The organism is Metabacillus sp. KUDC1714, from assembly GCF_014217835.1.
GTDB classification, from domain to species: Bacteria; Bacillota; Bacilli; order Bacillales; family Bacillaceae; genus Metabacillus; species Metabacillus rhizosphaerae.
This window is the reverse complement of the sequence record NZ_CP055263.1, coordinates 1,216,639-1,243,020: the sequence shown is the minus strand read 5'-3', so window position 1 is coordinate 1,243,020 and position 26,382 is coordinate 1,216,639. Positions and strand designations below refer to the sequence as shown.

The following is a 26,382-nucleotide window of genomic DNA, read 5'->3' as shown; positions in this document are numbered from 1 at the left end:
TTTATGACTCTTTTCGTAATAACTTTAAATGCCAAGGTAACCAAAAACCAAAAACAATAATAAATACAGGGATAGACCACCAAGTTTGCCATCCTTTTAATTTCATGTATCCAACTTGAACAAGCATCCATTCAGATAAAAAGGACAAAAGTGTAAAAAGAGCAACATATAACCATTTCTTTTCTGGTTTAAAATGGTTAAGAAATATTACAGCGTAACAAGAAGGGATGATACCATAACTTATCAAATCACCAATTCCTTCTTGCTTTGGATCACGGCCTAGATCAAAGATATCAAAGTAATTTAACATAAAGAACATATCTATTATTAATGCTACATAACCAATCGTACCAAAGATAAGATAAATTTCTCTCCAATTTAACCGTTTTGGCATGAAAAGTATGTAAATCAAAGCGATAGTACCTAAAGTAATAGGAAACCATATCCCTTTTGCTGACAAATCTAAGTTTTGTATAAACTTTTCCATGGTGTGTCTCCTTTAAGATTGGTTATATCTAAAATTTATTCATTATTATTTGATAATTTAAAATAAATATGCTTATAAGTCTTAAAAACATTGGTACTTCCTAAAGAATTTTAAAATTATTAATGAAATATATAGATAAAAGCAAATCAAATCCTAATTATTAATAAAGCCAATGACCATTCTCATTAGTTATGTAAATGCATGGTGCTTTGTAGAGCAATTAATCCTTCAACTTTCAAAAAGATACAACATTTATACAATTACTGGTACAATAAAAATGAATGTTCACTTTTATGAACAACAAAAATTTCATATGTAAAGGAAAAGCATACCAGTTGCTTCTTTAGACAATATTTGAACATTGTTTGATTTAAGATTAGAAACGTTGGAAAGGTAGATATCTTTATGAGATTGTTACGTAATAAGGGACCATTTTATATTCAAGTAAAAAATGAATTAAAAGAACGGATCATAAAAGGAGAATATCCAAAAAATTCGTTAATCCCACCTGAACCCGTATTAGAAAAGGAATTTGGTGTCAGTAAAATCACGATCCGCAAAGCTGTTGAACAATTGGCAATGGAGGGCTATGTGGAAAAACATAGCGGTATTGGTACGAAAGTATTGGATAATCGTGCAATCTCTAAATTATCAAAGGGTCAGGGATTTTCTGAATATTTATTATCGACAGGATATACGTTAAGGAAGGGCAACGTAACGATCTCTAAAGTTGATGTTTCAAACCATCCAATTTTATCTACAAACTTTGAAAGAGAGTGCTATTGTATTGAGCGGATTTATACGTTAAATGAACAACCATATATTCATTTTACACACTATATTCCTGATCGATTTTCACTTTCATTAGACCCTGAAACAGTTAAAGATTCCTTATATGAATTGTTATATAAAAAGGGAGTATACTTTAATCGATTTCAAGATGAATTTGGTGTAGAAACACCAAATGAAAAAATTGCGAACTTGCTAAATATAGAATCGAAACCGCTATTTCAAAGAACTCGTTTTTCATATGATATCAATGAACAATTAATCGAATACTCAATCGGATACTATAATACCGATATTCATAAATATGTTGTGAATTTAAATGTATAGGAGAAAAAGCTAAGTTACCCAATTAAGTTCTTAGCTTTTTTCTGTTATTCAGATATTCATGGTTTGGACATGGAATATTTTACATGTAAATTCAGTTAACAAACATTATAACGTTATATTTACTTTGTTGATTTTCTGTGTTATCTTATCGTTATAACAATCTTAACCTTATTGAATCATCAAACATTATAACGTTATGATTATTTTATTTTTTCTCTCACACAACCTATGTTATGGGAGGAATAGGTCTACAATATAAATTGTAAGCGCGTTTAAATTAGAGGTGAATGAATTGAAAGACTTCGTATTGAGCCAAGTAAAGACAGTAAATGGAGAAGAGATTGATATTGTCATAGAGGCTGGTGAAGTTACCCAGGTGACTAAGGCTGGGTATGGACAAGGAAAGCTTGTTTTAGATTACTCAGGTGTTTATGTATCTAGTGGCTGGATTGATTTACATGTTCATGCATTTCCTGAATTTAATCCGTATGGTGATGAAATTGATGAAATTGGAGTTAGTCAAGGTGTAACGACAATCGTGGATGCAGGGAGCTGCGGAGCTGATCGAATTTCAGATTTGGTAGCAAGTAGAAAAAAAGCTAAAACGAACGTATATGCATTTTTAAATATTTCTCGTATTGGTTTAAAAAGAGTGGATGAACTATCCAAGTTAGAATGGATTGATGAAGAGAAGGTTGTACAAGCAGTTAATGATTATAAAGAAGTTATCGTCGGTTTAAAGGCGCGGATTAGTAAAAGTGTTGTTAGTGAAAGCGGTATCGAACCATTAAGGATCGCTCGTACTCTTTCTAGTGAAACATCATTGCCCTTAATGGTCCACATCGGTTCGGGACCGCCAACTATTGATGAGGTTATTTCACTCTTGGAAAAAGGGGATATCATTACGCATTATCTTAATGGAAAACAAAATAATCTTTTCGATGCACAAGAGGAGCCTCTCCAAGTGTTCAAGGAAGCAATTGAACGCGGTGTGCATTTGGATGTTGGTCATGGTACGGCGAGCTTCTCATTTAAAGTTGCTGAAGCTGCCAAACGACATCACATCGGTTTAAATACGATCAGTACAGATATCTACCGTGGGAACCGATTGAACGGTCCTGTATATAGTTTGGCCAATGTACTGACTAAATTTCTTTCCTTAGGATATTCGCTGGAAGAAGTGATTACAGCGGTTACAACAAATGCAGCTAATTGGCTTAAAAAACCTGAACTTGGCCGGATAAAGGTCGGAGACGTTGCGAATTTAACACTTTTTACCGTTCGAAATGAACCGATTACACTAACTGATTCCGAAGGAGAAAAGCGAGTAGCGGATCGAAGAATTGAAACAATAGGAGTGGTTGCAAATGGCGAATTCATTGAATGCTAAATATGGTCTTAAACGTGTGATTAATGCAAGTGGACGAATGAGTATCTTAGGTGTATCAGCTCCGACCGATACGGTTATGGATGCGATGAAGCAAGGTGGACAAAGTTATGTTGAGATTGCAGATTTAGTAGATAAAGCAGGTGATTACGTAGCACGCATTCTAGGTTCAGAGGCAGCGGTGATCGTCAACTCGGCGTCAAGTGGTATTGCACTTTCTGTTGCGGCAATTGTGACACAGGGGAATCGTCGTAAAAGTTTGCGTCTGCATCAAGAAGATATTTCTAAAAGTGAAATCATAATGCTAAAAGGTCACAACGTTCAATACGGTGCACCTGTTGAAACGATGATCTATTTAGGCGGAGGAAAGCTTGTTGAAGTTGGCTACGCTAATGAAGGAAGAGCGGAACATATAGAGGATGCGATTTCTGAAAACACAGCAGCTATCCTATATGTCAAATCACACCATGCCGTTCAAAAAAATATGATTTCTGTGGAGGAAGCATGGGAGATTGCTGATCGAAACGGAGTTCCACTCATTGTGGATGCTGCTGCAGAGGAAGACATTCAAAAGTACGTGAAATACTCTGACCTTGCAATCTACAGCGGTTCGAAGGCCATTGAAGGTCCAACTTCAGGGATTATTGGTGGTAAGCAAACCTATATTGAGTGGGTGAAAGTTCAATTACATGGGATTGGACGCAGTATGAAGGTTGGGAAAGAAACATCATTTGGATTACTTCAAGCTCTCGATGAATACGGCCAAAAAGAAGATAAAAGCGAACAAGAAAAGGAATTATTACAATCATTAATGCCATTGAATGAACTTGAAGGCGTCACTGTGACGATTGTTCAGGATGAAGCGGGTCGAGCGATATTCCGTGCAAGGATTCAAATTGATCCGAAACAAGCACATATAACAGCAAAAGAAGTCAATTATTGTCTGCGCGAAGGTGAAATTGCCATCTATACACGTGATTATGGTGTGAGACAGGGTTATTTCGATATCGATCCCCGTCCACTGCAAAATGATGATATTGAGGTAATAGAAGCTAAGATACGTGAACTAGTAGGGGGAGGAAAATAAGATGTCAAACATTACAAAACGTTTTTACAAGAACCGTGTCGCATTAAATGTTTTAGCAAATAGTGTAGAGAATGCCAAAGAGGTATACGAAGCAGCTGAAGGTCTTGTTTTAGTCGGTGTTCTTTCAAAAGACTACCCAACGATAGAAGAAGCAGTAGCAGCTATGAAAAACTACGGAAAAGAAATTGATGAAGCCGTATCGATTGGTTTAGGAGCTGGTGACAATCGCCAGGCTGCTGTAGTAGCAGAGATTGCGAAACATTATCCTGGCAGTCATATTAACCAAGTATTTCCTGCTGTTGGAGCAACACGTGCCAACCTTGGTGAAAAGAAGAGCTGGATTAATAGTTTAGTGTCTCCGACAGGACGTGTAGGTTATGTGAACATTTCAACAGGACCAGTTAGCGCTGCGCAGGACGAGCATGCGATTGTACCAATTAAAACGGCGATTGCGCTTGTACGTGACATGGGCGGTAACGCATTGAAATACTTCCCAATGAAAGGGTTAAGCACTGAAGACGAGTTCCGTGCAGTTGCACAAGCATGCGGGGAAGAAGGATTCGCATTAGAACCAACAGGCGGGATCGACAAAGAGAATTTTGAAACCATCCTGCGTATTGCATTAGAGGCGAATGTGCCACAAATTATTCCACACGTGTATTCATCGATTATTGACAAAAACACAGGAAAAACAAATGTCGAAGATGTACGTGAATTACTTGAAACGATAAAGAAATTGGTTGATCAAAATGCCTAAACATGTTGCAGCATTTGGAGAAGTAATGATGCGCTTGCAGGTGCCAGGATATGAACTCCTGTCACAAGCAAGCACATTAAACTATTCTTTCTCCGGTACGGGAGTAAATGTAACCGCAGCTTTAGCACGCTTTGGGCATACTGGGTATCTCGTGTCTACATTGCCAGCGAATGCAGTTGGTGATGCAGCAGTATCATATCTACAAAAATTAGGTGTTACACAATCGTTCATTATGCGTGACGGAAATTACGTTGGAATGTACTTTTTAGAAAATGGATTCGGTGTACGACCTAGTCGGGTAACCTATTCCAATCGACTTGAGAGCAGTTTCAATACAGCATCTGAGGGAACGTATGATTTCAATAGAATGGCAAAGAAAATGGATGTTGTTCACTTTTGTGGAATCACGCTTGCGATGAATGATACTGTCCGTCATCACATGAAAACATTCGCTAAAGCAGTTAAAGAAAATGGAGGTACTGTTGTTTTTGACTGTAACTACCGTCCATCCCTCTGGGGCGAAGACGGATATGAAAAAGCAAAACCACATTATGAAGAAATGCTTCATTTGGCGGATATTGTCATGATGAATGAAAAAGATGCAATGTTTGTCCTTGGTATGAAAACAGAGAAGGAAGACCGCGGAAAGCAGCTCATGGAATTGATTCCAACTGTAGCGAAAACATACAATATTTCTGTCATTGCTGGAACGCATCGTTCAATCAATGGTGACAATACCCATTCTTTACGCGGTTTCATTTTCAAAAATCAAACATTCACATTTTCAAAAACACTCACGTTTTCTGTCTATGACAGAATAGGTGCAGGAGATGCCTATACAAGTGGAATTTTACATGGAGAAATGGAAGGGTTTTCGCTTAAGAAAACGGTTGAATTTGCCGCAGCAGCAGGAATGCTTGCACATACAATAGTAGGCGATACCCCGATGTCATCGGAGAGTGATATTCTACGGGTGATGACAGACTCAGTAGGCGATATAGAAAGGTAGTAAAGATCAAGGTAGTACCTTACAAAAATGCTTATTTGTGTAGTGAATTATAGATAGAGAAATTACGAGAATTGAGAAAAGCTCCTTTTCTCGCTAAGGATTTGTAAACGTTTACGTACTGGGAGAAGGGGGAAGAACGATGGAATTATATTTATTATCAATTACATTGCTTTCGATTGTGATTGTCATTTTAGGAGTAGCTTGGTGGAAATGGCATGCGTTCATTAGTTTAACCGTTGCTAGTTTGTTCTTAGCGATTATGTCTGGTTTATCGATGGATAAAATCGTTAGTGCATATGAAACCGGTGTTGGGAGCGTCCTAGGTCATTTAGTAGGAATCTTGGCGTTAGGGACGATTTTAGGAAAGTTGATGTCAGATTCAGGTGCAGGAATGCAAGTGGCAGATTTCTTTATTCGGATCTTTGGTGTAAAAAAATTGCCTTGGGCGATGTTGCTCTCAGGTTTTATCATTGGGATCCCAGTATTTTTTGACGTAGGGATCGTCATGTTATTACCACTAGTTATTTCAATTTATAGAACGACAAAACAAAACATTTTATTAATTGCCATACCTGTTCTTGCTGGGTTATCTATTGTTCACGGTCTTGTACCTCCACATCCGGGTGCAATGACGGCAATAGGTATCTATAATGCTAATATAGGAAAAGTCTTGGTCTACTCACTCATCATTGCTCTGCCAGCAGCCATCATTGCAGGGCCATTGTTTGCAAAGTGGGTTAAAAATCGCGTGATTCCTGAAGGTGAGCCACAGTTAATTCGAGTAAGTAATACGTCAGAAAAATTGCCAAGCACAGGCATTTCATTTTTCATTATCTTATTACCAGTTCTATTAATGGTGTTATCAGTCGTTGCACCGTATCTGTCACTGCCTAGTGGTGTGCTAAAATTCTTTCTGTTTATTGGAAGTCCTGTCATCGCACTTTTAATTTCTTGTTTCGCAGCATTTTACTTCCTTGGCATTCGTCAAGGTATGGATAAAACATTCATTCAGAAGTTATCAGAAGAGTGCTTGCTGCCAGTTGGTTCAATTATTTTAATCATTGGTGCAGGCGGTGGATTTAAACAAATCCTTATTGAAAGTGGCGTAGGAACATCCATTGCCCAAATGTCCGAGCATTTTTCTCTCTCACCAATTGTGTTGGCGTTTATTGTAGCAGGATTAATACGTATTGCTACAGGTTCAGCTACAGTAGCATTAACAACAGCAGCTGGAATTGTTGCACCAGTTATTGAACACATGTCAGGTGTGAACCTAGAATTACTCGTTATCGCAACAGGTGCAGGATCGCTAATGTTCTCACACGTAAATGATGCTGGTTTCTGGATGGTAAAAGAATATCTGGGCTTATCAGTAAAAGAAACATTTAAAACGTGGACGGTATTGGAGACATTGCTTTCATTTATTGCTTTTGGGACGGTTTTATTGTTCGATATGTTCGTTTAAAACAAATCTCCTTTTCTACACATTGTAGAGGGAGTCAAACTCTCGACAAATGGGGTTCGGAATGTCTAGTTCCGAATCCCTTTTGAGATTTTTTACGAATTCACTCAAAATTAAGGAGAGTGATCTATAGTAAACGATGAAAATCCGTGTAAAGCTGTGTTTTGGAATGTTTTGTATCCCCTCTATTATTCGACACTTATCTTATGGTATACTAACCTACGGTGAAATGAATGAAATGGAGGATTTCAGTGGGAAAACAATTGAGCAAACAACAACAAAAAGCACAGGTTGTCCCGTTTCTCCAAGATGGACAATATTATTATAATAAAGGCCTGAAGGCTTATCGAGAGCAGAACTTTCCAAAGGCAAGCAAATATTTGCAAAAGGCAGTTGAGTTAAATCCTAAAGATTTAACAATGCTATCCCAATTAGCAACGATTTATACAGATATGGGGAAGTATAGCCAATCAAATGAATTGCTTTCATATATACTTGATGAAGTTGACAAAGAAATGACAGAGTGCCACTATTTTATGGCAAATAATTTCGCACATCTTGGATTATTTCAGGAAGCATATAAGTGTGCAACTGAATATGCAAACAAAGAACCTTATGGTGAATTTATAGAGGAAAACGAAGACCTCATTGATCTCCTTACAATGGAAGATGATGGGGAGGAACCGTTTTTAAAGGATCCAGATGATTTGATATTAAAACAGGATGCCGCAAAATCTCTATTAGAAAATAGTCAGTTTGAAGAGGCTATTTTACTACTTGAAGAGATTGTCGTGGAGTACCCTGAATTTTGGTCTGCCCATAATAATTTATCGCTAGCTTATTTCTATGTTGGAGAAGTTGATAAAGCGAAAGAATATTTGCAAACCGTACTTCAACGTAATCCTGGTAATCTACATGCGTACTGCAATTTATTAGTTTTTTATTTTTATGAACGCCAAGATGAAAAGGTTGAAGAGCTTACAAAAATACTATCGACTGTTCATCCGCTTCTTTACGAGCATCGTTATAAATTAGGGGCAACCTTCGCGTTAGTAGGGTATTATCCACTTGCATATAAATGGCTTCGTTCTCTTCATAAGTCAGGATTTGAAGGTGATGACACCTTTTATTATTGGCTATCCTATTCAGCTTATTTTACAGGACATATTTCTTTTGCTGAACAGATGTGGGAGCGTGTGTTAAAAGAAAATAAAAGTAAGGCTGGTTCTGAGCCATGGAATCATAAGGTTGACAGAGCTTCCGGGCGAGCAACGAGTATGACGTTAGAAGAGCGCTTGTATGCTATTTTTCTTGCAGCTCAAACGAATAATTATGAGCAAATTAATGATTACAAAGCATCAAATGTTCCACAGTCACAATTAGAAAAAGAATTTATCAAGTTATCCTTATCGAAGGATTTTAATGCTTATGATAAAATTACCTCTTTTTATCAGATTGCAAACTCTTTATTTGTACACTCTGAGCATGATGAGCTATTTTTATTTTCGTTTAAAATTCTTATAAAAGCATATAAACGTGACTATTCGCTAAAAAACCAACTTGGTTGGGCAGCAGCGTTAGATTACGTATGGAAAAATCAAAGTAATGAGCAAGTAAGCCAAGCTACAGTAGCAAATATGTATGGTGTATCGGTTTCTTCGGTTGGGAAGTATGTAAAGCTTATTAAGAACATGACTGACATTTAGCATTTAACGACAAGTCTTTATACTTAGTTTTGGAGTCTAGCTCCAGCGCCTAGACCCTCGGGGTCATAAGCCACTCAGGAATTGAAGACAAAGAACGTCTTCTATTCCTGAGCGTCTTATGCCTGTCGGGTCTGTTCAAGGCGCTTGCGCTTTTCTTAGTTTGAGCAAAAAAATGGCATGAATCGTCATTATTTTATACGATGTTTATAGGGCAAAATGAAGAAGATATCGTACAGATCAAAGTAAACTTTCTTGTTAGGAGTGAACATTCGTGTCAGAAGAAAAAATATATGACGTGATTATCGCAGGTGCGGGTCCAGCAGGTATGACTGCAGCTGTTTATACATCACGTGCAAACTTATCAACACTTATGATTGAACGTGGGGTGCCAGGTGGGCAAATGGCAAACACAGAAGAAGTCGAAAACTATCCCGGCTTTGATCATATATTAGGACCTGAGCTATCAACGAAAATGTTTGACCATGCGAAGAAGTTCGGTGCTGAATATGCATACGGTGATATTAAAGAAGTGATTGATGGCGTAGAGTACAAAACGGTTATAGCTGGAAAAAAAGAGTATAAAGCACGCGCAGTTATTATTACTACTGGTGCAGAATATAAAAAGATTGGTGTACCAGGTGAAAAAGAACTAGGTGGACGTGGCGTTTCTTATTGTGCAGTTTGTGATGGTGCATTCTTTAAAGGAAAAGAGCTAGTTGTAGTTGGTGGCGGAGATTCAGCTGTCGAAGAAGGTGTGTATTTAACACGTTTTGCTTCTAAAGTTACAATCGTTCATCGACGTGAAGAATTACGAGCGCAAAAAATTCTGCAACAACGTGCATTTGATAACGAAAAAGTAGATTTCATTTGGAACCATACTGTGAAAGAAATTCATGAACAAGATGGTAAAGTAGGGAAAGTAACATTAATCAATACTGTTAATGGTGAAGAACAAGAATTTAAAACAGATGGTGTCTTCATATATATTGGAATGGTTCCTTTATCAAAACCATTTGAAAGTCTTGGTATCACAAATGAGAATGGGTATATTGAAACAAATGATCGCATGGAAACTAAGGTTGAGGGGATCTTTGCAGCTGGAGATATTCGTGAAAAAATGCTTCGCCAAATTGTCACAGCAACTGGTGATGGCAGTATTGCAGCGCAAAGTGCTCAACATTATGTAGAAGAGTTAGCGGAGAAGCTAAAAGCAGTTAAGTAAGGTAAAATTAGTTTTACTTTTGCGCTTTTGTTTTGTCGCTTTGGAAATTATAAAATTCTAGATCTGTGATAAGCGCACGACATCCAGCTCCAGCGCCTAGCCCCTCGAGGTCATAAGCCAATTTAGAATTGAAGGCAAAGAACGCCTTCTATTCTAAATCGTCTTATTTGCCTGAGGCTGAACGAGGCGCTTGCGCTTTTGTAAAAAGTAAAGAAAGTATTAATATTTATACTTAGTTTGGGTGTCTAGCTACAGCGCCTAGCGACTAGTGAACTTCACACTCCTCCTTGCGATAAGTCAACATCGAATCGCTGACGCTCTTCGTGTTTCCTTTATCTCATACGGAGTGCTCCAGTTCATACGTCGCTGAACAAGGCGCTTTCGCTTTTCTAATTAACAAATTCGTAATTCTGTTTTAACTCTCCTGTAACATGGGTGAAACAATTATAGGTTATTATTGAGTTAGTAATTGACCCCCTTTTATAAATAGACTTATTTTAGAGCATGGGCGCCCTTTCCCATGCTCCCTTTTTTTGTCCTCACAACTGTTTTATTTTTTCAAGTACAGAAGTAATACAGTGATTTTTACCTACCTCTTTAGAATGAAGTTCAATTCACTATTAATATGAATTTTGTGTGACATCGTTAGTTTTACCTTAAAAAGTGAAACTGTTTTGATTTTCATTCGTATATACATATAGAAAGACCAACATTTACAACCAATCGACTTCGTTGTTAAGACCAAATTAAAATAGTATAATAAATGAAAGTGAAGAACGTAACAAACAAGATTAGACTTTTGTACTTAGTATAGGTGTCTAACTCCTGAAGAGGAAAAATAAAACCTTTTTTTCTAGGGACCGGTCACATATTAATAGAAGGTAAAGAATCCCTTCCTTATATGCAAATGCCCCTAAGAAGCTGAGTATTCGCTTATGCTTTTCTAAAGTCATGTGAAAATAGAGGTGAAGAAGGTGCAACGAGTTACAAATTGCGTCTTAGTAGAAGGAAACAAAGTACTTCTCCTACAAAAACCAAAAAGAGGCTGGTGGGTAGCTCCTGGTGGAAAAATGGAGCTAGGTGAATCTGTTAAGGATACCGTAACCCGTGAATATCGCGAGGAAACTGGCATATACATTAAAAACCCTCAGTTAAAGGGAGTTTTTACCTTTTTAATTCAAGACGGCAAAGAAATTGTATCTGAATGGATGATGTTTACGTTCTTAGCATCAGATTATCAGGGTACAAATGTCCTTGAATCGGAAGAGGGAACAATTAAGTGGCACGAGAAGGAAGCGATTCAACAATTGCCAATGGCTCCAGGGGATCATCACATATTGGATTATGTCATTAAGGGGACGGGTATGCTATATGGAACTTTTACCTACACACCTGACTATGAATTAATCTCCTATCGTTTAGATCCACAATAAATTAAACTATCTCCTATGAGACAATTTAATTCAATACATTAATAATATGTGGGAACTTTGACAATCCATATATTTTAATAAATAGAGCTAGGTATCAGTAGAGAGGAGGAAAAGGCTATGACGATTGAAAATAGTGAACAACAAATTTCAACTCAAGAAGTACAGATGGTGATTATCACAGGGATGTCAGGTGCGGGTAAAACTGTGGCGATTCAAAGTTTCGAAGATCTAGGGTATTTTTGCGTTGATAATTTACCGCCTACATTGCTGCCGAAATTTTTAGAGCTAATGAAAGAATCTGGCGCTAAGATGAATAAGGTTGCATTAGTTATGGATTTACGAGGAAGGGAGTTCTTCGACCATCTTTTCCAAGCACTTGATGATTTGTCAGAAAGTACTTGGCTTACACCGCAAATATTATATCTTGATGCGAAAGACGCTACACTAGTAACAAGATACAAAGAAACGCGGAGGTCACATCCGCTAGCTTCAAAAGGGCTTCCATTAGAGGGGATTGGACTTGAACGTGAACTTCTCGAGGAGCTTAAAGGAAGAGCACAGCTTATCTATGATACTTCAGACTTGAAGCCAAGAGATTTAAGAGAAAAAATCCTGAAGCAATTTTCTTCAAGTGTTGAGCATACATTTACTGTAAATGTGACTTCATTTGGATTTAAATATGGTGTACCAATAGATGCTGATCTAATGTTTGACGTAAGATTTTTGCCAAACCCGCACTATATTGACCATATGAGACCAAAAACTGGATTACAAGAAGAAGTGTCCTCTTATGTGTTAAAATGGAGTGAAACACAAAAGTTTTTAGAAAAACTCATCGATTTGCTTACTTTTATGCTTCCTTATTATAAACGGGAAGGTAAAAGTCAAATCGTCATTGCGATTGGTTGTACGGGAGGACAGCATCGCTCGGTAACACTTGCAGAATACATTGCAAACCATTATAAAAATGACTATCATACTCAAGTTTCTCACCGGGATATTGAGAAAAGAAAGCAACATTAATTAATGGTGAATGAACATTTGCCAAAGGTTGTCATCATTGGCGGGGGTACTGGTTTATCAGTCCTTTTACGAGGATTAAAGCAGTTCCCCTTAGACATTACAGCAATTGTCACAGTCGCAGATGATGGCGGGAGCTCAGGCAGGCTCCGAAATGAATTAAACATTCCTCCTCCTGGTGATATTCGCAATGTATTAGCAGCTTTGTCAGATGTTGAGCCTCTTGTCGAGGAGCTTTTTCAGCATCGTTTCAATAAAGGCAATAATTTAATTGGACATTCATTAGGAAATCTTATCCTAGCTGCTATGACAAATATTACTGGTGACTTTGTCCATGCAATAAAGGAAATGAGTACTGTGTTAAATGTGCGTGGGAAAGTATTACCTGCTGCAAATACCAGTGTCATTTTAAACGCTGAAATGGAAGATGGAACCATTGTTTCTGGTGAGTCCAAAATTCCTTTTTCAGGAAAGAAAATAAAGCGGGTCTTTCTTAGTCCTGATGATATTGAGCCGTTACCTGAAACAATTGATGTGATTAGAGAAGCGGATTTAATTATAATTGGGCCTGGAAGTCTGTACACAAGTATTCTCCCTAACCTTCTTGTTCCAAAAATAGGCGAAGAGGTTTGTAAAGCAAAAGCAAAAAAGGTTTACATTTGTAATGTGATGACACAAGCAGGAGAAACATTGAATTTTTCTGCAAGTGATCATGTTAAAGCATTATATGATCATATGAGATGCACATTTATGAATACCATTCTTGTTAATGAAGAAGAAATTCCTGATCATATCAAATCGTTATATGAAGAGGAGCTTGCAAAGCCAGTACATTTTGATATCGAGGCATTAAAATCATTAGGCCTTGAGGTCATCACAGATAAAATTGTAAGTTACGAAAATAGTGTTATTAGACATGATACAAATAAAGTGGCAAAGCTACTTTATGGAATCCTTCAGCAAGAAATGACATAAGTGCATGTCTTAGAATGGGGGTGCAGAGGTTGTCATTTGCATCTGAAACAAAAAAGGAACTAACAAACTTAGAACTAAAGCCTTGCTGCCTAAAAGCAGAGCTATCTGCACTTATTAGAATGAATGGATCCCTTTCATTTTCAAACCGAGTGATTATGGTTGATATTCAAACAGAAAATGCAGCTATTGCAAGGCGTATCTATATATTATTAAAAAAGCAATATGATATCACAGTGGAATTACTAGTACGTAAAAAAATGCGATTGAAAAAGAACAATGTCTATATTGTTCGCCTAGCTGAAAAGGCAAAGGCTATCTTAGAGGATTTAAATATTTTAGAGGAAGATTTTACCTTTGTAAGGAATATATCAAGCTCACTGGTGAAAAAGAAATGTTGCAAACGCTCTTATATTCGTGGAGCATTTCTTGCAGGAGGCTCTGTTAACAATCCTGAAACTTCCTCTTATCATCTCGAAATTTTCTCTCTTTACAAAGAGCATAATGATTCTCTTTGCGAGTTAATGAATACATTTGATTTAAACAGCAAGACGTTAGAACGAAAAAAGGGCTTCATTACGTATTTAAAAGAAGCAGAAAAAATTACCGAGCTTCTTAATATAATCGGTGCCCATCAAGCATTACTTCGTTTTGAGGATGTAAGAATTGTCCGAGATATGAGGAATTCTGTTAATCGTCTAGTGAATTGTGAAACAGCCAATTTGAACAAAACGATTGGTGCTGCACTAAGACAGGTTGAAAATATTCGATTCATCGATAATAAAATTGGGCTAGATGCATTACCCGATAAACTTCGAGAAATTGCAAAGCTACGAGTCGAATATCAGGATGTTACATTAAAAGAACTGGGTGAAATGGTAACAAGCGGAACAATTAGCAAATCTGGTATAAACCATCGCTTACGAAAATTAGACCAAATTGCAGAACAACTACGAACAGGCCAACCGCTATCATTAAAATAATAAATTAATTAAAAGAGAAGAGGAGATAACTATGGTTGAAAAAAAAGTTGAAGTTCACCTGAAAACTGGTTTACAAGCTCGTCCAGCAGCACTATTTGTTCAAGAAGCAAACCGGTTTGCATCAGATGTTTTCTTAGAGAAAGACGGAAAAAAGGTAAATGCTAAAAGCATTATGGGGCTTATGAGTTTAGCAATAAGTTCAGGATCTATCATAACACTAATTGCAGAAGGTAATGACGAAGAAGAAGCAGTAGATACATTAGCTAACTATGTACAGCAAGAAGGATAACAAAAGGCAGCACACCGCTCAGGAAATAGAGACGGTGTGCTATTTTTTACCCTATTTAAATAACAGAAAAGAAAAAAGCTTACCTTCAATGGTAAGCTTTTTACTATATATTACTTTTCGCCAATTGGGCTACGGTCTAATACTTTATCAATTAAACCATACTCTAGAGCTCGACTAGCAGTCATGAAATTATCACGCTCTGTATCACGCTCAATGACATCTAAGGACTGACCAGTACGGTCTGAAAGAATTTTGTTTAATTTGTCACGCAAGAAAAGAATACGCTTTGCAGCAATTTCAATTTCTGTTGCCTGACCTTGTGCTCCGCCAAGTGGTTGGTGAATCATTACTTCACTGTTAGGAAGTGCATAACGTTTACCCTTTTCACCAGCTGCAAGTAAGAATGCACCCATTGAAGCGGCCATACCGATACAAATTGTTGAAACTTGTGGTTTAATAAATTGCATCGTGTCATAAATCGCCATACCAGCAGTGATTGATCCACCAGGTGAGTTAATATAAATGGAAATATCCTTTTCTGGATCCTCTGCTTCTAAAAATAATAGCTGAGATACGATTGAGTTTGCTACGTTATCGTCAATTCCACTTCCAAGCATAATAATGCGGTCTTTCAATAGACGAGAGTAAATGTCGTAAGCACGCTCACCACGATTTGTTTGTTCAATAACTGTAGGGATTAAATTCATTATTCTATTCCTCCTTCGTAATAAGAAAGATTGCACTAAAGGATAAACTTATACCAGTATGTAATCCTTTAGAACATAATACTAAACATGCATCTAGCAGTTGTATTACTTTATGTATTTCCATCATACAACTAAGGTCAATAAAGGTCAAACGAAAAGGTCAAAGATCCTTATTGACCTTATTTATACTATACTATGTATTTGTTAATCATAACATGTTTATCATGTTTCCCACATTTATTGCATTTCAAACGGTATAAATAGTCGAAATTGGATTAGGAATAGAATATAGTGTTTGCTATAAAAAGACAGTTGAAATTATTGTAAAGTTCACGTATAATTTTCGTTACTGATGTATGAATATTTTGCGCTCGTAGCTCAGTCGGATAGAGCGGTGGTTTCCGGTACCACGTCTGCCGGGGGTTCGAATCCCTCCGAGCGCGTCATAGATGTTAAGGATAGCAAGGGTTTGAGTGAATCTCAGGTCCTTGTTATTTTTTATGGACAAGTTTCTTGTTTATTATTTTAGTTTATCTAAATTTAGAAACCTTTTCTTTATCCTTTTAACAATAGAGGAGGAATAAAAATGCATAAAGAACAACCTCATTCAGTCACAACAGTTGATTATAAGAGAATTGATGATAATAAGTGTTTTGTAGAAGTGAAAGGCTATGATGCGATATTAGGTTCTGAATTTAAAGGTGTCATAAAATTCTTGAATGGTGAACCTTTTGGGGATATTATTCATCCTTTAAACAGCTCGCTATCTCCAGATTGCCGTGTATTTGTTACTACCTATTTAATAACCAAGTACAATGAAGGTGAATATAATTAACAAAAAGCTTATCAAGTATGTATGAGTTATATTTAAGCTTTATTGCACTTTAGAACGTCAAACCTAACGGTGGGATCCTTTGATAGGATCCCTTCGATTTTTTAGTACACATGTTTCAGTTTAACCACTTAAGTGTCTAAATTTTAACTTTCAGGAATATAAAAATTTTTTTGTGAAATTTACCATCTAAAATCAGGATTAAATGACGATAAAAGTAATATAATCTTCGATAATGGCAAACCCAGCGAAAGTTGGTGACGCAAAGCTACGGACCTAAGGAGAATTTCTTTTTACTTTACTTGAGGTGAACTAAGTGATTAATTCATTTTTTGCTAACTATCATCCATTACTTGTTGTTGTTTCATTTATTATTGCTATCTTATCTTCTTATACTGGTTTTGATATACTTTACCGCCTTTCAAACCAAAAGGGGCGAAAGAAAACAATTTGGATATGGTATGGTTCTTTTACTATTGGTATTGGGATTTGGACGGCGCATTTTTTAGGAATGCTTGCTTTTATACCCTTTCATTCATTTGACTTATCTCATGTGTCTATTTCTTTAATAGTTGCAATAAGTCTTATGTATTTAACATTAATCATCAGTGCAAAAGCTCAAAAAAGTAGGGCTCATGGCAACTTAGCAAGTCTTATTTGGGGGATAAGCTTTCTCGTACTTCATTTTAGCGGAATGGAGTCATTTCATGGTCAAATTGAATACAATTTTTTCTCAGTTTTAGTAGCGACACTATTCGCCTTATTACCGACCTTTTATATTCTAAAAATGTTTATGCGGAATATGTTATCTCCTTCATTAGGCATTTTTCGTATGAAGATGATTAGCGGAATTCTTATGGGAATTAGTTTAATGTGTTTGCACTTTTTATCAATGGTAGGAATGACAAGCCATCTTGCTGCTTCTGAACATGTAACCATCAACCATAATATTTACTTAACCGTTGGAATAGGGATAGGTAGTGTAGTTATTCTTTTCTTTTTTATTTTGATTTCTGTAATAGATAGAAAATTCACCAGCCAGTCACAAAAGTTAGAACGTACTGAACAGGTGGAGAAGGAACTGATTGAGAGTGAAGAACGTTATCGTAATCTTATTGAGAAATCCCCCATGGCACTGCTTGTAATTCAAGATGACATAATTGTTTACGCAAATCCTGAAGCGATTAAATTATATGGTGCTTCTCATGATAAGCAATTAATTGGAAAATCAATTAAGAAAATTGTTCATCCTGATAGTATCGAACACTTTAAAAATTCAGTGGATAATCTATTTAAAGGCAAGGAACAACATTTTCAGGAATATAAGCTTTTTACACTTGATAAAAAATCTATTATTGTAGAGGGTTCTGGAGCAAAAGTTATGTATAATGGTAAGCCAGCGCTTTTAGCAATGGGGAAAGATCTTACCGAACAGAAGGTGCTCATCGAACAATTAACGATCAACGAACAACGTTATCAGTCTCTCTTTGAATATAACAAGGATGCTGTCTACTCATTTGATTTAACAGGAAATTTTACTAATGTTAATAAAGCCAGTGAACACCTGACAGGTTACAGTTCAGCTGAGTTATTAACTATGTCATTTGAGGAGATTATCCATCCGGATGATATATCAAAAGCAATGACTGCTTTTGATAATGCAACGAAAGGGAGTACCGATACACTTTATGTAAACGTTGTTCATAAATCGGGGAAACTAGTTTATGTTAATGTAACAAATATACCGATTGTTATTGAAGAGAAAATTGTGGGCATTTATGGAATTGCAAAGGACATTACAGAGCAAAAGAAAGCACAAGCTTTGGTACAGCATATGGCATACCATGATCATCTGACTGGGTTGCCAAACAGAAGTATGCTTGAGAAGTGTTTGTCGACTGGATTAGAACTTTCAACGAGAAAAGCAGTCCTGTTTATTGACCTAGACCGTTTTAAAGTTATAAACGATACATTAGGCCATACGATAGGCGATCTATTGTTAAAAGAAGTAGCTCAAAGCTTAAAGCGCTCTGTAAATGAAAACGATATGGTATTCCGACAGGGCGGCGATGAGTTTATTGTGATTTTGGAAAATGTGGATCGTGATCAAGCCGCAAAGATAGCAGAACGAATAATCGAAATGCTAACTAAACCTTTCAAAATTAACGAATATGATATTTTTACTTCTCCGAGTATTGGGATTAGCTTATATCCTGATGACGGGGAAACGGGAGAGATCTTAATTAAACATGCGGATTTTGCGATGTATCAAGCAAAGTCAGCTGGAAAGAAAACGTATAGATTTTATTCTTCATATGAGGAAGAAGGAACATATAATTCTTTAGAAATGGAGATGGCATTGCACAAAGCAATCCAACGTCATGAGCTTGTCTTGCACTATCAACCAAAAATAGATCTTAAAACAGGTAAAATCTCTGGTGCAGAGGCATTAATTCGCTGGAATCATCCTGAATGGGGGATTGTTTCTCCTGAAAATTTTATCCCAATTGCAGAAGAAACAGGACAAATTATTCCGATTGGAGAATGGGTCTTGTATACAGCCTGTGTTCAAAACAAGACTTGGCATAAAAAAGGATTTCCAAACTTAGTTATGTCTGTAAATTTATCAGCACGGCAATTTTCTCAGGCAAACCTTGTTCAAACAGTTGCAAAAATATTAAATGAGACTGGGCTTGATCCGCAGTACTTGGAGATTGAAATTACCGAAAGTATGACAACAGATATTGAAAGGACAATTACTACTTTAAAGGAATTAAAACGTTTAGGAGTACGAATTAGTATTGATGATTTCGGGACAGGCTTTAGCTCATTGAATTATTTAAAACGTTTCCCTGTTGATACATTAAAGATCGATCAATCCTTTGTTCGTGAACTCCATAATAATCCTAGTGACGAAACAATTGTAAAAACAATTATTTCGATGGCTCACAACTTAAATTTAAACGTTGTAGCTGAGGGGATTGAAACGAAGGAGCATTTAGTGTTTCTTCAACAATATGTTTGTAATGAAGGTCAGGGATATTATTTTAGTAAACCCGTTCTTGCGGAAGAATTTGAAAGCAAGTTTAAGGACATTGAAAAAATAGTAATCTCATGTGGGATTTCTCAAGATCTGAATGATCGTTTATGGGCTGAGGAATTAATTCAAAATGCACGAAAAGAACTTCAGGAAACTGTGCGGTTACAGCAAGGAATGACCATGAAGTTCAAAAAAGTGAATGGACGATTTATTCATACCTTATTCGACGGAGAACTAGCTTATCAACTTGGCCTAGTTCCTGAACAAACGATAGGAAAAGAACTAATTGATTTTATACCAGTTGAAAAAGCAAAAGAGAAAACAAGATATTATCAAAGAGCATGGGATGGCGAGGAAAATGTAACGTACGAAGGTGAGCTTAACGGTATCTATTATCTTGCTGCTTTAAGTCCGATTAAAAGAGGCGGAGAAATTGTAGAGATTATTGGCTCATGTATAAACATTACGCAATTAAAAGAAACCGAAAAAGCATTACGTAAAAGCCAAGAAATGTATCGCCTAATGGCTGAAAATATGAAAGATCTCGTCTCAATTTATGATGTAAACGGGACAATGGTATACGCTTCTCCTTCTCATGAAAATGTACTCGGTTATCCTCCAAGTCATTTTGAAGGTAGGAAAATATATAGTCTTTTCCCTGAAGCTGATCAGAACATGCATAAGTTTTCTTTTATGGAAATGGTAAAAACAAAGCAAGCAAGTCAGAAAGAAATTAAATTCAAAAAGCTTGATGGTGGCATTTGTATATTTGAATCAGTATTAACACCGATTTTGGACGAAAATGGAAATGTTCAGCATGTCATTGGGGTGGCAAGAAATATTACTGAGATGCTAAAAGCAGAAGAGCTTTTACGGAAATCTGAAAAGTTAACAATTGCCGGAGAAATAGCAGCTGAAGTTGCCCAAGAAATAAGGAACCCGATGACATCAATAAAGGGTTTGTTCCAGTTACTTCAAAAAGGAATCTATAAACCAGAATACTTTGATATCATCCAGGTTGAAATTACATTGATTGAAGAGATCATTAATGAGTTTCTTAAACAGTATAAGCACACGACTTCCACTAAGGACAAAAAAAGTAAAAATGTGGATGAGGAAGATGAATAATAATTTAAGTGGTAAATTGAATTACGACCAATCAAAAGAGGCTGATCAATAAATGGTCAGCTTTTTTCGTTATTTATTGTATTGATGACTATTGGCCTAAAGACAGGATTTAGCCATTCTCTAGCGAATAATACAAAAAACCTAATTCCAGCATTTTTTTGTGACAGAAACATAATCATGTAGTAGGATTATAATTAAGAAGTTTGAGGATAGTTTTGTTGAAAAGGAGAATACGTCACTAAATGTAAGCGTTTCCTTTATGGCTATACTGTACCTCTTTTCTTAAACTTTGAGTAGTATGTAAAATAGGGGGAAGCTAACATGAAAATTGGGTTAATGCAAGAACAAACATTAAAAATGAAAATGACTCAAGAATTACAGCAAGCGATTACTTTATTACAATATTCCTCAGTTGATCTCCTTTCTTATATCCAGGAACTCACAATGGAAAATCCCCTCATTGAAGTAAGAGAAACCTACAGTTCTCCATATCGTAAGTCCAGCTCAAAATCAGATAAGCAATCATTTATTGAGAATTCCTTCGAAGAAAAGCCTAGCCTTAGAGAGCATTTGCGGAATCAGCTAATTGATTTTTCGATGACCACTAACGATAGAGCTTGTCTTGATTTATTAATCAATGCTCTTGACGCAAATGGATATTTGAAGGACAACTTAGTAGACCTTGCTCGAATCGTTAACGTTAGCGAAGAATTGCTTGAAAGCAAGTTATATATGCTTCAAAGCTTAGAGCCTGCAGGTGTTGGTGCACGTTCTCTGCAAGAGTGTATTTTATTACAGTTAAGGCGATTGCCGATTAGAAATGAACTCGCGGAAACAATCATATTAGACCATTTCCGGAGCTTTGCTGAAAAGTCTTGGAAGGACTTAGCTAAAAAATTAAATGTCTCAATAATTGAAATCCAGGAAATACAGCACGAAATAAAAAAACTTGAACCGAGACCGGGGCTAAAATTTGAAAGTGATGAATCAACATATGTAACTCCTGACATGATCGTTAGAAAGACAAATAATGAGTTACAGGTAATTTATAATGACGAGCTTATTCCGCAACTATTATTTAATCAGACCTTAGAACCAGCTATTCTGAATACGATGGATTCAGAGACAAAGGATTTTTATTCTAAAAAGCTAACACAGGGAAGATGGCTGCAAAGAGCGATTGAACAGCGTAAAGAGACAATGTTAAATGTAATGAAGGTGATCATTCAAAAACAACACGAATATTTTTTATATGGAAAAAGCCTTCTGAAGCCACTAACATTAAAGGATATCGCAGAAGCCTTGGACATTCATGAATCGACGGTTAGCAGGACGGTAAAGGATAAATTCATCCAAACACCTCATGGCTTAGTAAGTATGAAATCATTTTTCTCAAATAAGCTTGATGAAGAAAGTGGTGAGGTTTCATCTGCCTCTGTAAAAATGAAACTGATGGAAATGGTTAATTCTGAAGATAAAAAGAAACCTTTATCAGATCAAAAAATTGCAAATGAGTTAAAATCTCGTTATGGTATAAATATTTCAAGAAGAACAGTTACAAAATATCGCGAACAATTAAACATTTCATCATCAGCGATAAGAAAGCAGTATTAATAAATATAGTAGTCAACAGAATGGAAGGGTTAGTGAATCATGAAAAAGGTTATTTTCTACTCAAAGGAAAATTGCTCTTTATGTGATAAGGGCTTAGCGATTTTAAAAGACATTCAAAAAGAAATTCCTTTTGAATATGATATTGTGGATATTTATCAGGATGATGAACTTTTGGAACTATATCAAATTATGATCCCCGTCGTAAAAATCGATGATGAAATCGCTTCTTATGGAATATTGGAAAAAGATAACATAAGAAAGCGGTTACTTTAAAAAGTCGTAAAACATCCCTTGAATATAAAATTTTACCCTGTTAAAATAAAGATGTAGCAGGGGAGATTTTTTTTTGAGTAGGTGGGACATAATAAGTCATAGCGGGACATTAAAAGTCCAGATCGACTCAGAAAGGGATAGCAAAGATGAAATCATTAATAGAAGTACAAAAGAAATTATTGCCTGACCTTTTACAGGTTATGCAAAAACGCTATCAAATTCTGCAATACATTCGGTTAATGCAGCCGATTGGACGAAGAAGTCTCTCAATTAGTCTAGGATTAAGTGAAAGAGTCCTTAGGAATGAAGTTCAATTTCTGAAAGATCAGAATTTAGTTGAAATTCACACCTCGGGTATGAACTTAACGAAAGACGGAACATCTCTATTGACTGTTCTCGAAGAAATGATGAAAGACGTATTAGGATTGACTCTTTTGGAAAATACATTAAAAGAGAAATTTAATCTTAACAAAGTGATCGTCGTTTCGGGTGACAGTGATCAATCCCCATGGGTACAAAAAGAAATGGGAAGAGCATGTGTATCATGTATAAAAAAGCGATTTGATGCAAAAAATATCGTCGCTGTTACTGGAGGCACAACCCTTGCTGCTGTTGCAGAAATGATGACTCCAGATAGCAAAAATCGCGAACTTCTATTTGTTCCTGCACGTGGAGGACTTGGAGAAACAGTTGAAAATCAAGCGAACACAATTTGTGCAAAGATGGCAGAGCGTGCTAGTGGAAATTACCGACTTTTACACGTTCCAGATCAGCTTAGTAAGGATGCTTATCAATCAATCATTGAAGAGCCTTCTATTAAAGAACTCTTAGATATGGTGAAATCCTCAAGTATGGTTATTCATGGAATTGGAGACGCTAAAACGATGGCAGAGCGCCGGAGAACTCCGGAAAAGGATTTCCTTAAAATAGAAAAAGGAAATGCTGTAGCAGAATCGTTTGGTTATTATTTTGACCAAGAGGGTAATATCGTACATAAGGTTCAAACAGTAGGAATTCAGCTAGAGGACATTGATGAGGTGCCAAATGTTATTGCCGTAGCAGGTGGAGCATCAAAGGCAAAGGCAATTAATGCCTATATGAAACAAGCATTAGACTCTGTTTTAATAACAGATGAAGGTGCTGCAAATGAGTTAATAAGGGATTAATTATCCCTGATTATATATGTTCATTTCTTTAATACTTTTTGAGAATTGAACAACCTTAGTAATGTAGCGTTCAAGGGTGTATCACCTATTGAACACAATTAAAGGAGGAAATTAATCATGGCAGTAAAAATCGGTATTAATGGTTTTGGTCGTATTGGTCGTAATGTATTCCGTGCAGCATTAAAAAATCCTAACGTTGACGTTGTAGCAGTTAACGATTTAACAGATGCTAACATGTTAGCTCATCTTTTAAAATATGATACAGTTCACGGAAAATTAGATGCAGAAGTTTCTGTTGACGGTAACAACCTAGTAGTAGAAGGAAAAACAATTCAAGTATCTGCTGAGCGTGACCCAGCTAAATTAACTTGGGGCGAGCAAGGCGTTGATATCGTAGTTGAATCTACTGGTTTCTTCACTAAGCGTGCAGACGCTGCGAAACACTTAGAAGCAGGCGCTAAAAAAGTTATCATCTCTGCTCCAGCAAGTGACGAAGATATTACAATCGTTATGGGTGTAAACGAAGATAAATACGATGCAGCTAGCCACGATGTAATTTCTAACGCTTCTTGTACTACTAACTGTTTAGCTCCATTTGCTAAAGTATTAAATGATAAATTCGGTATCAAACGTGGTATGATGACAACTGTTCACTCATACACAAATGATCAACAAATCTTAGATTTACCACATAAAGACTACCGTCGTGCTCGTGCGGCAGCTGAAAACATCATCCCAACTACAACTGGTGCTGCTAAAGCTGTTTCTCTAGTATTACCTGAATTAAAAGGTAAATTAAACGGTGGAGCTATGCGTGTTCCAACTCCTAACGTTTCTTTAGTTGACTTAGTTGCTGAATTAGATAAAGAAGTAACTGTTGATGAAGTAAACGCAGCATTACAAGCAGCTGCTGAAGGCGAATTAAAAGGTATCCTTGGATACAGTGAAGAGCCATTAGTATCTGGTGATTACAACGGTAACATTAATTCTTCTACAATCGATGCTTTATCTACAATGGTTATGGAAGGTAGCATGGTTAAAGTTATTTCTTGGTATGATAACGAAAGTGGCTACTCTAACCGTGTAGTAGATCTTGCTGAATACCTTGCGTCTAAAGGTCTTTAATTCTTAAAGAATTCTCAGATAGAGAATTAATTGAATAAGACTTAAATGTATGAAAAAATGGGGAAAGGGGATCATCCCCTTTCCTTGTTTTGTTTTTAAGGCATAAGTTTTTAAGACACTTTGGCTTATTACTAAGTTTTTGTGTCTAGCTGCAGCGCCTAGCCCCGAAGCACAGGACGTGCAAGTGCAGTTACAGCGACAGGACGTCGCGTTCGTAACTGCCTCGAGGTCACAAGCCAATCCTCACTGAAAGGTAAAGAACACCTTTCTGTGAGGGTCGTCTTGTGCTTGTCGGGGCTGACCAAGGCGCTTCCGCATTTCAGAATAGGAGGGCTTTTCATGAACAAAAAGTCAGTTAAAGACATTGATGTAAAAGGAAAAGTCGTCTTTTGTCGCGTTGATTTTAACGTTCCGATGAAGGATGGACAAGTTACAGATGATACACGTATTCGTGCAGCTTTACCTACGATTCAGTACCTTACTGAGCAAGGTGCAAAGGTCGTATTAGCAAGTCATTTAGGACGTCCAAAGGGACAAGTAGTTGAAGAGCTACGTTTAAATGCAGTGGCAGAAAAGCTACAGGCACTTTCAGGTAAGAATGTTGTGAAAACAGATGAAGCTTACGGTGAAACTGTTAAAGCTGAAATTGCGAAGCTAGAAGAAGGTGGCGTTCTATTATTAGAAAACGTTCGTTTCTACCCTGGTGAAGAAAAGAATGATCCAGAACTAGCAAAAGCATTTGCTGACTTAGCAGATATTTATGTTAATGACGCATTTGGCGCTGCTCACCGTGCACATGCTTCAACTGAAGGAATTGCAAAACATATTCCAGCTGTTGCAGGCTTCTTAATGGAAAAAGAGCTTGAAGTATTAGGTAAAGCTTTATCAAATCCTGAACGCCCCTTTACAGCGATTATCGGTGGTGCGAAAGTTAAGGATAAAATTGGTGTTATTCAACACTTACTTGATAAAGTTGATAACTTAATCGTCGGTGGTGGATTAGCTTATACATTCATCAAAGCATTAGGCCATGATGTAGGTAAATCACTTTTAGAAGAAGATAAAATAGATTTAGCAAAATCATTCCTAGAACAAGCAAAAGAAAAAGGCGTTAATTTCTACGTGCCTGTTGATGTCGTTGTTGCAGATGATTTCTCAAATGACGCAAATACTCAAATTGTACCAATCGACAGCATTCCTAGTGATTGGGAAGGTCTTGATGCAGGTCCAAAAACACGCGAAATCTATGCGGATGTTATTAAAAAATCTAAATTAGTTATTTGGAATGGACCAATGGGTGTGTTTGAATTAGATGCATTTGCAGGTGGTACGAAGGCTGTTGCCGAAGCACTTGCTGAAGCAAATGATACATATTCAGTAATCGGAGGAGGAGATTCAGCAGCGGCTGTAGAAAAGTTTGAGTTGGCAGATAAAATGAGCCATATTTCTACAGGCGGTGGAGCTTCTCTTGAATTTATGGAAGGTAAAGAACTTCCAGGTGTTGTGGCATTAAACGATAAATAAGAAAAGCGGAAGCGACCGTTTAGCGACGTAGAAAAAAGAGCAC

At 36.7% G+C, this 26,382-nt stretch carries 22 protein-coding genes, 1 tRNA gene and 1 riboswitch; of the genes, 21 read left to right on the top strand and 2 right to left on the bottom strand.

The features are described 5' to 3' along the window. Position 1 precedes the first annotated feature (1 nt). Positions 2–487 carry a hypothetical protein gene (locus HUW50_RS06020; RefSeq protein ID WP_066329236.1) on the bottom strand — a complete coding sequence of 162 codons (486 nt, stop codon included), beginning with the start codon at positions 485–487 and terminating at the stop codon, positions 2–4. A 405-nt stretch (positions 488–892) separates the two neighbouring features. Between HUW50_RS06020 and HUW50_RS06015 the strand changes: the two genes are divergently transcribed. The 13 genes from HUW50_RS06015 to HUW50_RS05955 all read left to right on the top strand — a co-directional run bounded on the left by HUW50_RS06015 (position 893) and on the right by HUW50_RS05955 (position 14,930). Continuing rightward, complete coding sequence (locus tag HUW50_RS06015; protein WP_066329231.1) at positions 893–1,603, top strand: GntR family transcriptional regulator; 711 nt, start codon at positions 893–895, stop codon at positions 1,601–1,603. 292 nt (positions 1,604–1,895) lie between these two features. After that, a complete protein-coding gene (locus HUW50_RS06010) occupies positions 1,896–2,993 on the top strand; it encodes an amidohydrolase/deacetylase family metallohydrolase (RefSeq protein ID WP_185653777.1) in 1,098 nt (365 codons plus the stop codon). After that, entirely contained in the window at positions 2,971–4,077 is a 1,107-nt protein-coding gene (locus HUW50_RS06005; protein ID WP_185653776.1) for a DgaE family pyridoxal phosphate-dependent ammonia lyase, read from the top strand. Before HUW50_RS06010 ends, HUW50_RS06005 begins: the two co-directional genes overlap by 23 nt. A 1-nt stretch (position 4,078) precedes the next feature. Then, a complete protein-coding gene (dagF, locus tag HUW50_RS06000; protein WP_185653775.1) occupies positions 4,079–4,834 on the top strand; it encodes a 2-dehydro-3-deoxy-phosphogluconate aldolase in 756 nt (251 codons plus the stop codon). Further along, positions 4,827–5,843 carry a sugar kinase gene (locus HUW50_RS05995; RefSeq protein WP_185653774.1) on the top strand — a complete coding sequence of 339 codons (1,017 nt, stop codon included), beginning with the start codon at positions 4,827–4,829 and terminating at the stop codon, positions 5,841–5,843. The genes dagF and HUW50_RS05995 overlap by 8 nt, the downstream gene beginning before the upstream one ends. 139 nt (positions 5,844–5,982) lie before the next feature. After that, positions 5,983–7,308, top strand: coding sequence for a GntT/GntP/DsdX family permease (locus tag HUW50_RS05990; protein WP_185653773.1), 1,326 nt, complete (start codon positions 5,983–5,985; stop codon positions 7,306–7,308). A 248-nt stretch (positions 7,309–7,556) separates the two neighbouring features. Beyond that, positions 7,557–9,011: a tetratricopeptide repeat protein gene (locus tag HUW50_RS05985; protein WP_066329210.1), complete on the top strand. Its 1,455-nt coding sequence runs from the start codon at positions 7,557–7,559 to the stop codon at positions 9,009–9,011. A 271-nt stretch (positions 9,012–9,282) separates the two neighbouring features. Beyond that, complete coding sequence (trxB, locus tag HUW50_RS05980; RefSeq protein WP_185653772.1) at positions 9,283–10,233, top strand: thioredoxin-disulfide reductase; 951 nt, start codon at positions 9,283–9,285, stop codon at positions 10,231–10,233. A gap of 974 nt (positions 10,234–11,207) precedes the next feature. Further along, entirely contained in the window at positions 11,208–11,666 is a 459-nt protein-coding gene (locus HUW50_RS05975; RefSeq protein WP_066329206.1) for an 8-oxo-dGTP diphosphatase, read from the top strand. A gap of 117 nt (positions 11,667–11,783) precedes the next feature. After that, complete coding sequence (gene rapZ, locus HUW50_RS05970) at positions 11,784–12,689, top strand: RNase adapter RapZ (protein ID WP_083964509.1); 906 nt, start codon at positions 11,784–11,786, stop codon at positions 12,687–12,689. Positions 12,690–12,692: 3 nt separating this feature from the next. Then, the gene (locus HUW50_RS05965; RefSeq protein WP_066329204.1) at positions 12,693–13,661 is read left to right on the top strand and encodes a gluconeogenesis factor YvcK family protein; all 969 of its coding nucleotides are present in this window, start codon (positions 12,693–12,695) and stop codon (positions 13,659–13,661) included. Between the two features lie 29 nt (positions 13,662–13,690). Continuing rightward, positions 13,691–14,641: a DNA-binding protein WhiA gene (whiA, locus tag HUW50_RS05960; protein ID WP_066329200.1), complete on the top strand. Its 951-nt coding sequence runs from the start codon at positions 13,691–13,693 to the stop codon at positions 14,639–14,641. 31 nt (positions 14,642–14,672) lie between these two features. Then, complete coding sequence (locus HUW50_RS05955) at positions 14,673–14,930, top strand: HPr family phosphocarrier protein (protein ID WP_066329198.1); 258 nt, start codon at positions 14,673–14,675, stop codon at positions 14,928–14,930. Positions 14,931–15,040: 110 nt separating this feature from the next. On the opposite strand, the gene clpP is transcribed toward HUW50_RS05955, so the two are convergent. Then, positions 15,041–15,637 carry an ATP-dependent Clp endopeptidase proteolytic subunit ClpP gene (clpP, locus tag HUW50_RS05950; RefSeq protein WP_066329197.1) on the bottom strand — a complete coding sequence of 199 codons (597 nt, stop codon included), beginning with the start codon at positions 15,635–15,637 and terminating at the stop codon, positions 15,041–15,043. A gap of 367 nt (positions 15,638–16,004) precedes the next feature. Here clpP and HUW50_RS05945 point away from each other — a divergent pair. The 8 genes from HUW50_RS05945 (at position 16,005) to HUW50_RS05910 (ending at position 26,339) form a co-directional block, all read left to right on the top strand. Next, positions 16,005–16,080 (top strand) — tRNA-Arg (locus tag HUW50_RS05945). A gap of 143 nt (positions 16,081–16,223) precedes the next feature. Further along, positions 16,224–16,472 carry a hypothetical protein gene (locus tag HUW50_RS05940; protein ID WP_066329195.1) on the top strand — a complete coding sequence of 83 codons (249 nt, stop codon included), beginning with the start codon at positions 16,224–16,226 and terminating at the stop codon, positions 16,470–16,472. A 224-nt stretch (positions 16,473–16,696) separates the two neighbouring features. Continuing rightward, positions 16,697–16,784: riboswitch (cyclic di-GMP riboswitch) on the top strand. Between the two features lies 1 nt (position 16,785). Next, entirely contained in the window at positions 16,786–20,637 is a 3,852-nt protein-coding gene (locus HUW50_RS05935) for an EAL domain-containing protein (protein WP_066329193.1), read from the top strand. Positions 20,638–20,958: 321 nt separating this feature from the next. Next, the gene (rpoN, locus tag HUW50_RS05930) at positions 20,959–22,251 is read left to right on the top strand and encodes an RNA polymerase factor sigma-54 (protein ID WP_066329192.1); all 1,293 of its coding nucleotides are present in this window, start codon (positions 20,959–20,961) and stop codon (positions 22,249–22,251) included. Positions 22,252–22,290: 39 nt separating this feature from the next. Continuing rightward, positions 22,291–22,524: a glutaredoxin family protein gene (locus tag HUW50_RS05925; protein WP_066329190.1), complete on the top strand. Its 234-nt coding sequence runs from the start codon at positions 22,291–22,293 to the stop codon at positions 22,522–22,524. Between the two features lie 146 nt (positions 22,525–22,670). Next, positions 22,671–23,690: a sugar-binding transcriptional regulator gene (locus tag HUW50_RS05920; RefSeq protein WP_066329188.1), complete on the top strand. Its 1,020-nt coding sequence runs from the start codon at positions 22,671–22,673 to the stop codon at positions 23,688–23,690. A 117-nt stretch (positions 23,691–23,807) separates the two neighbouring features. Beyond that, positions 23,808–24,815, top strand: a complete 1,008-nt coding sequence (gene gap, locus HUW50_RS05915; RefSeq protein WP_066329186.1) for a type I glyceraldehyde-3-phosphate dehydrogenase — start codon at positions 23,808–23,810, stop codon at positions 24,813–24,815. Between the two features lie 339 nt (positions 24,816–25,154). After that, entirely contained in the window at positions 25,155–26,339 is a 1,185-nt protein-coding gene (locus HUW50_RS05910; RefSeq protein ID WP_066329183.1) for a phosphoglycerate kinase, read from the top strand. Positions 26,340–26,382: the final 43 nt, after the last annotated feature.

What these genes read in the sequence shown, in the direction of transcription:
- clpP (WP_066329197.1), bottom strand. Translation starts at nt 15,637, where the DNA reads ATGAATTTAATCCCTACAGTTATTGAACAAACAAATCGTGGTGAGCGT.
- rpoN (WP_066329192.1), top strand. Translation starts at nt 20,959, where the DNA reads ATGAAAATTGGGTTAATGCAAGAACAAACATTAAAAATGAAAATGACT.
- HUW50_RS06020 (WP_066329236.1), bottom strand. Translation starts at nt 487, where the DNA reads ATGGAAAAGTTTATACAAAACTTAGATTTGTCAGCAAAAGGGATATGG.
- HUW50_RS05910 (WP_066329183.1), top strand. Translation starts at nt 25,155, where the DNA reads ATGAACAAAAAGTCAGTTAAAGACATTGATGTAAAAGGAAAAGTCGTC.
- rapZ (WP_083964509.1), top strand. Translation starts at nt 11,784, where the DNA reads ATGACGATTGAAAATAGTGAACAACAAATTTCAACTCAAGAAGTACAG.
- HUW50_RS05925 (WP_066329190.1), top strand. Translation starts at nt 22,291, where the DNA reads ATGAAAAAGGTTATTTTCTACTCAAAGGAAAATTGCTCTTTATGTGAT.
- HUW50_RS05920 (WP_066329188.1), top strand. Translation starts at nt 22,671, where the DNA reads ATGAAATCATTAATAGAAGTACAAAAGAAATTATTGCCTGACCTTTTA.
- HUW50_RS06015 (WP_066329231.1), top strand. Translation starts at nt 893, where the DNA reads ATGAGATTGTTACGTAATAAGGGACCATTTTATATTCAAGTAAAAAAT.
- gap (WP_066329186.1), top strand. Translation starts at nt 23,808, where the DNA reads ATGGCAGTAAAAATCGGTATTAATGGTTTTGGTCGTATTGGTCGTAAT.
- HUW50_RS05995 (WP_185653774.1), top strand. Translation starts at nt 4,827, where the DNA reads ATGCCTAAACATGTTGCAGCATTTGGAGAAGTAATGATGCGCTTGCAG.
- HUW50_RS06005 (WP_185653776.1), top strand. Translation starts at nt 2,971, where the DNA reads ATGGCGAATTCATTGAATGCTAAATATGGTCTTAAACGTGTGATTAAT.
- HUW50_RS05940 (WP_066329195.1), top strand. Translation starts at nt 16,224, where the DNA reads ATGCATAAAGAACAACCTCATTCAGTCACAACAGTTGATTATAAGAGA.
- HUW50_RS05990 (WP_185653773.1), top strand. Translation starts at nt 5,983, where the DNA reads ATGGAATTATATTTATTATCAATTACATTGCTTTCGATTGTGATTGTC.
- dagF (WP_185653775.1), top strand. Translation starts at nt 4,079, where the DNA reads ATGTCAAACATTACAAAACGTTTTTACAAGAACCGTGTCGCATTAAAT.
- HUW50_RS05965 (WP_066329204.1), top strand. Translation starts at nt 12,693, where the DNA reads ATGGTGAATGAACATTTGCCAAAGGTTGTCATCATTGGCGGGGGTACT.
- HUW50_RS05955 (WP_066329198.1), top strand. Translation starts at nt 14,673, where the DNA reads ATGGTTGAAAAAAAAGTTGAAGTTCACCTGAAAACTGGTTTACAAGCT.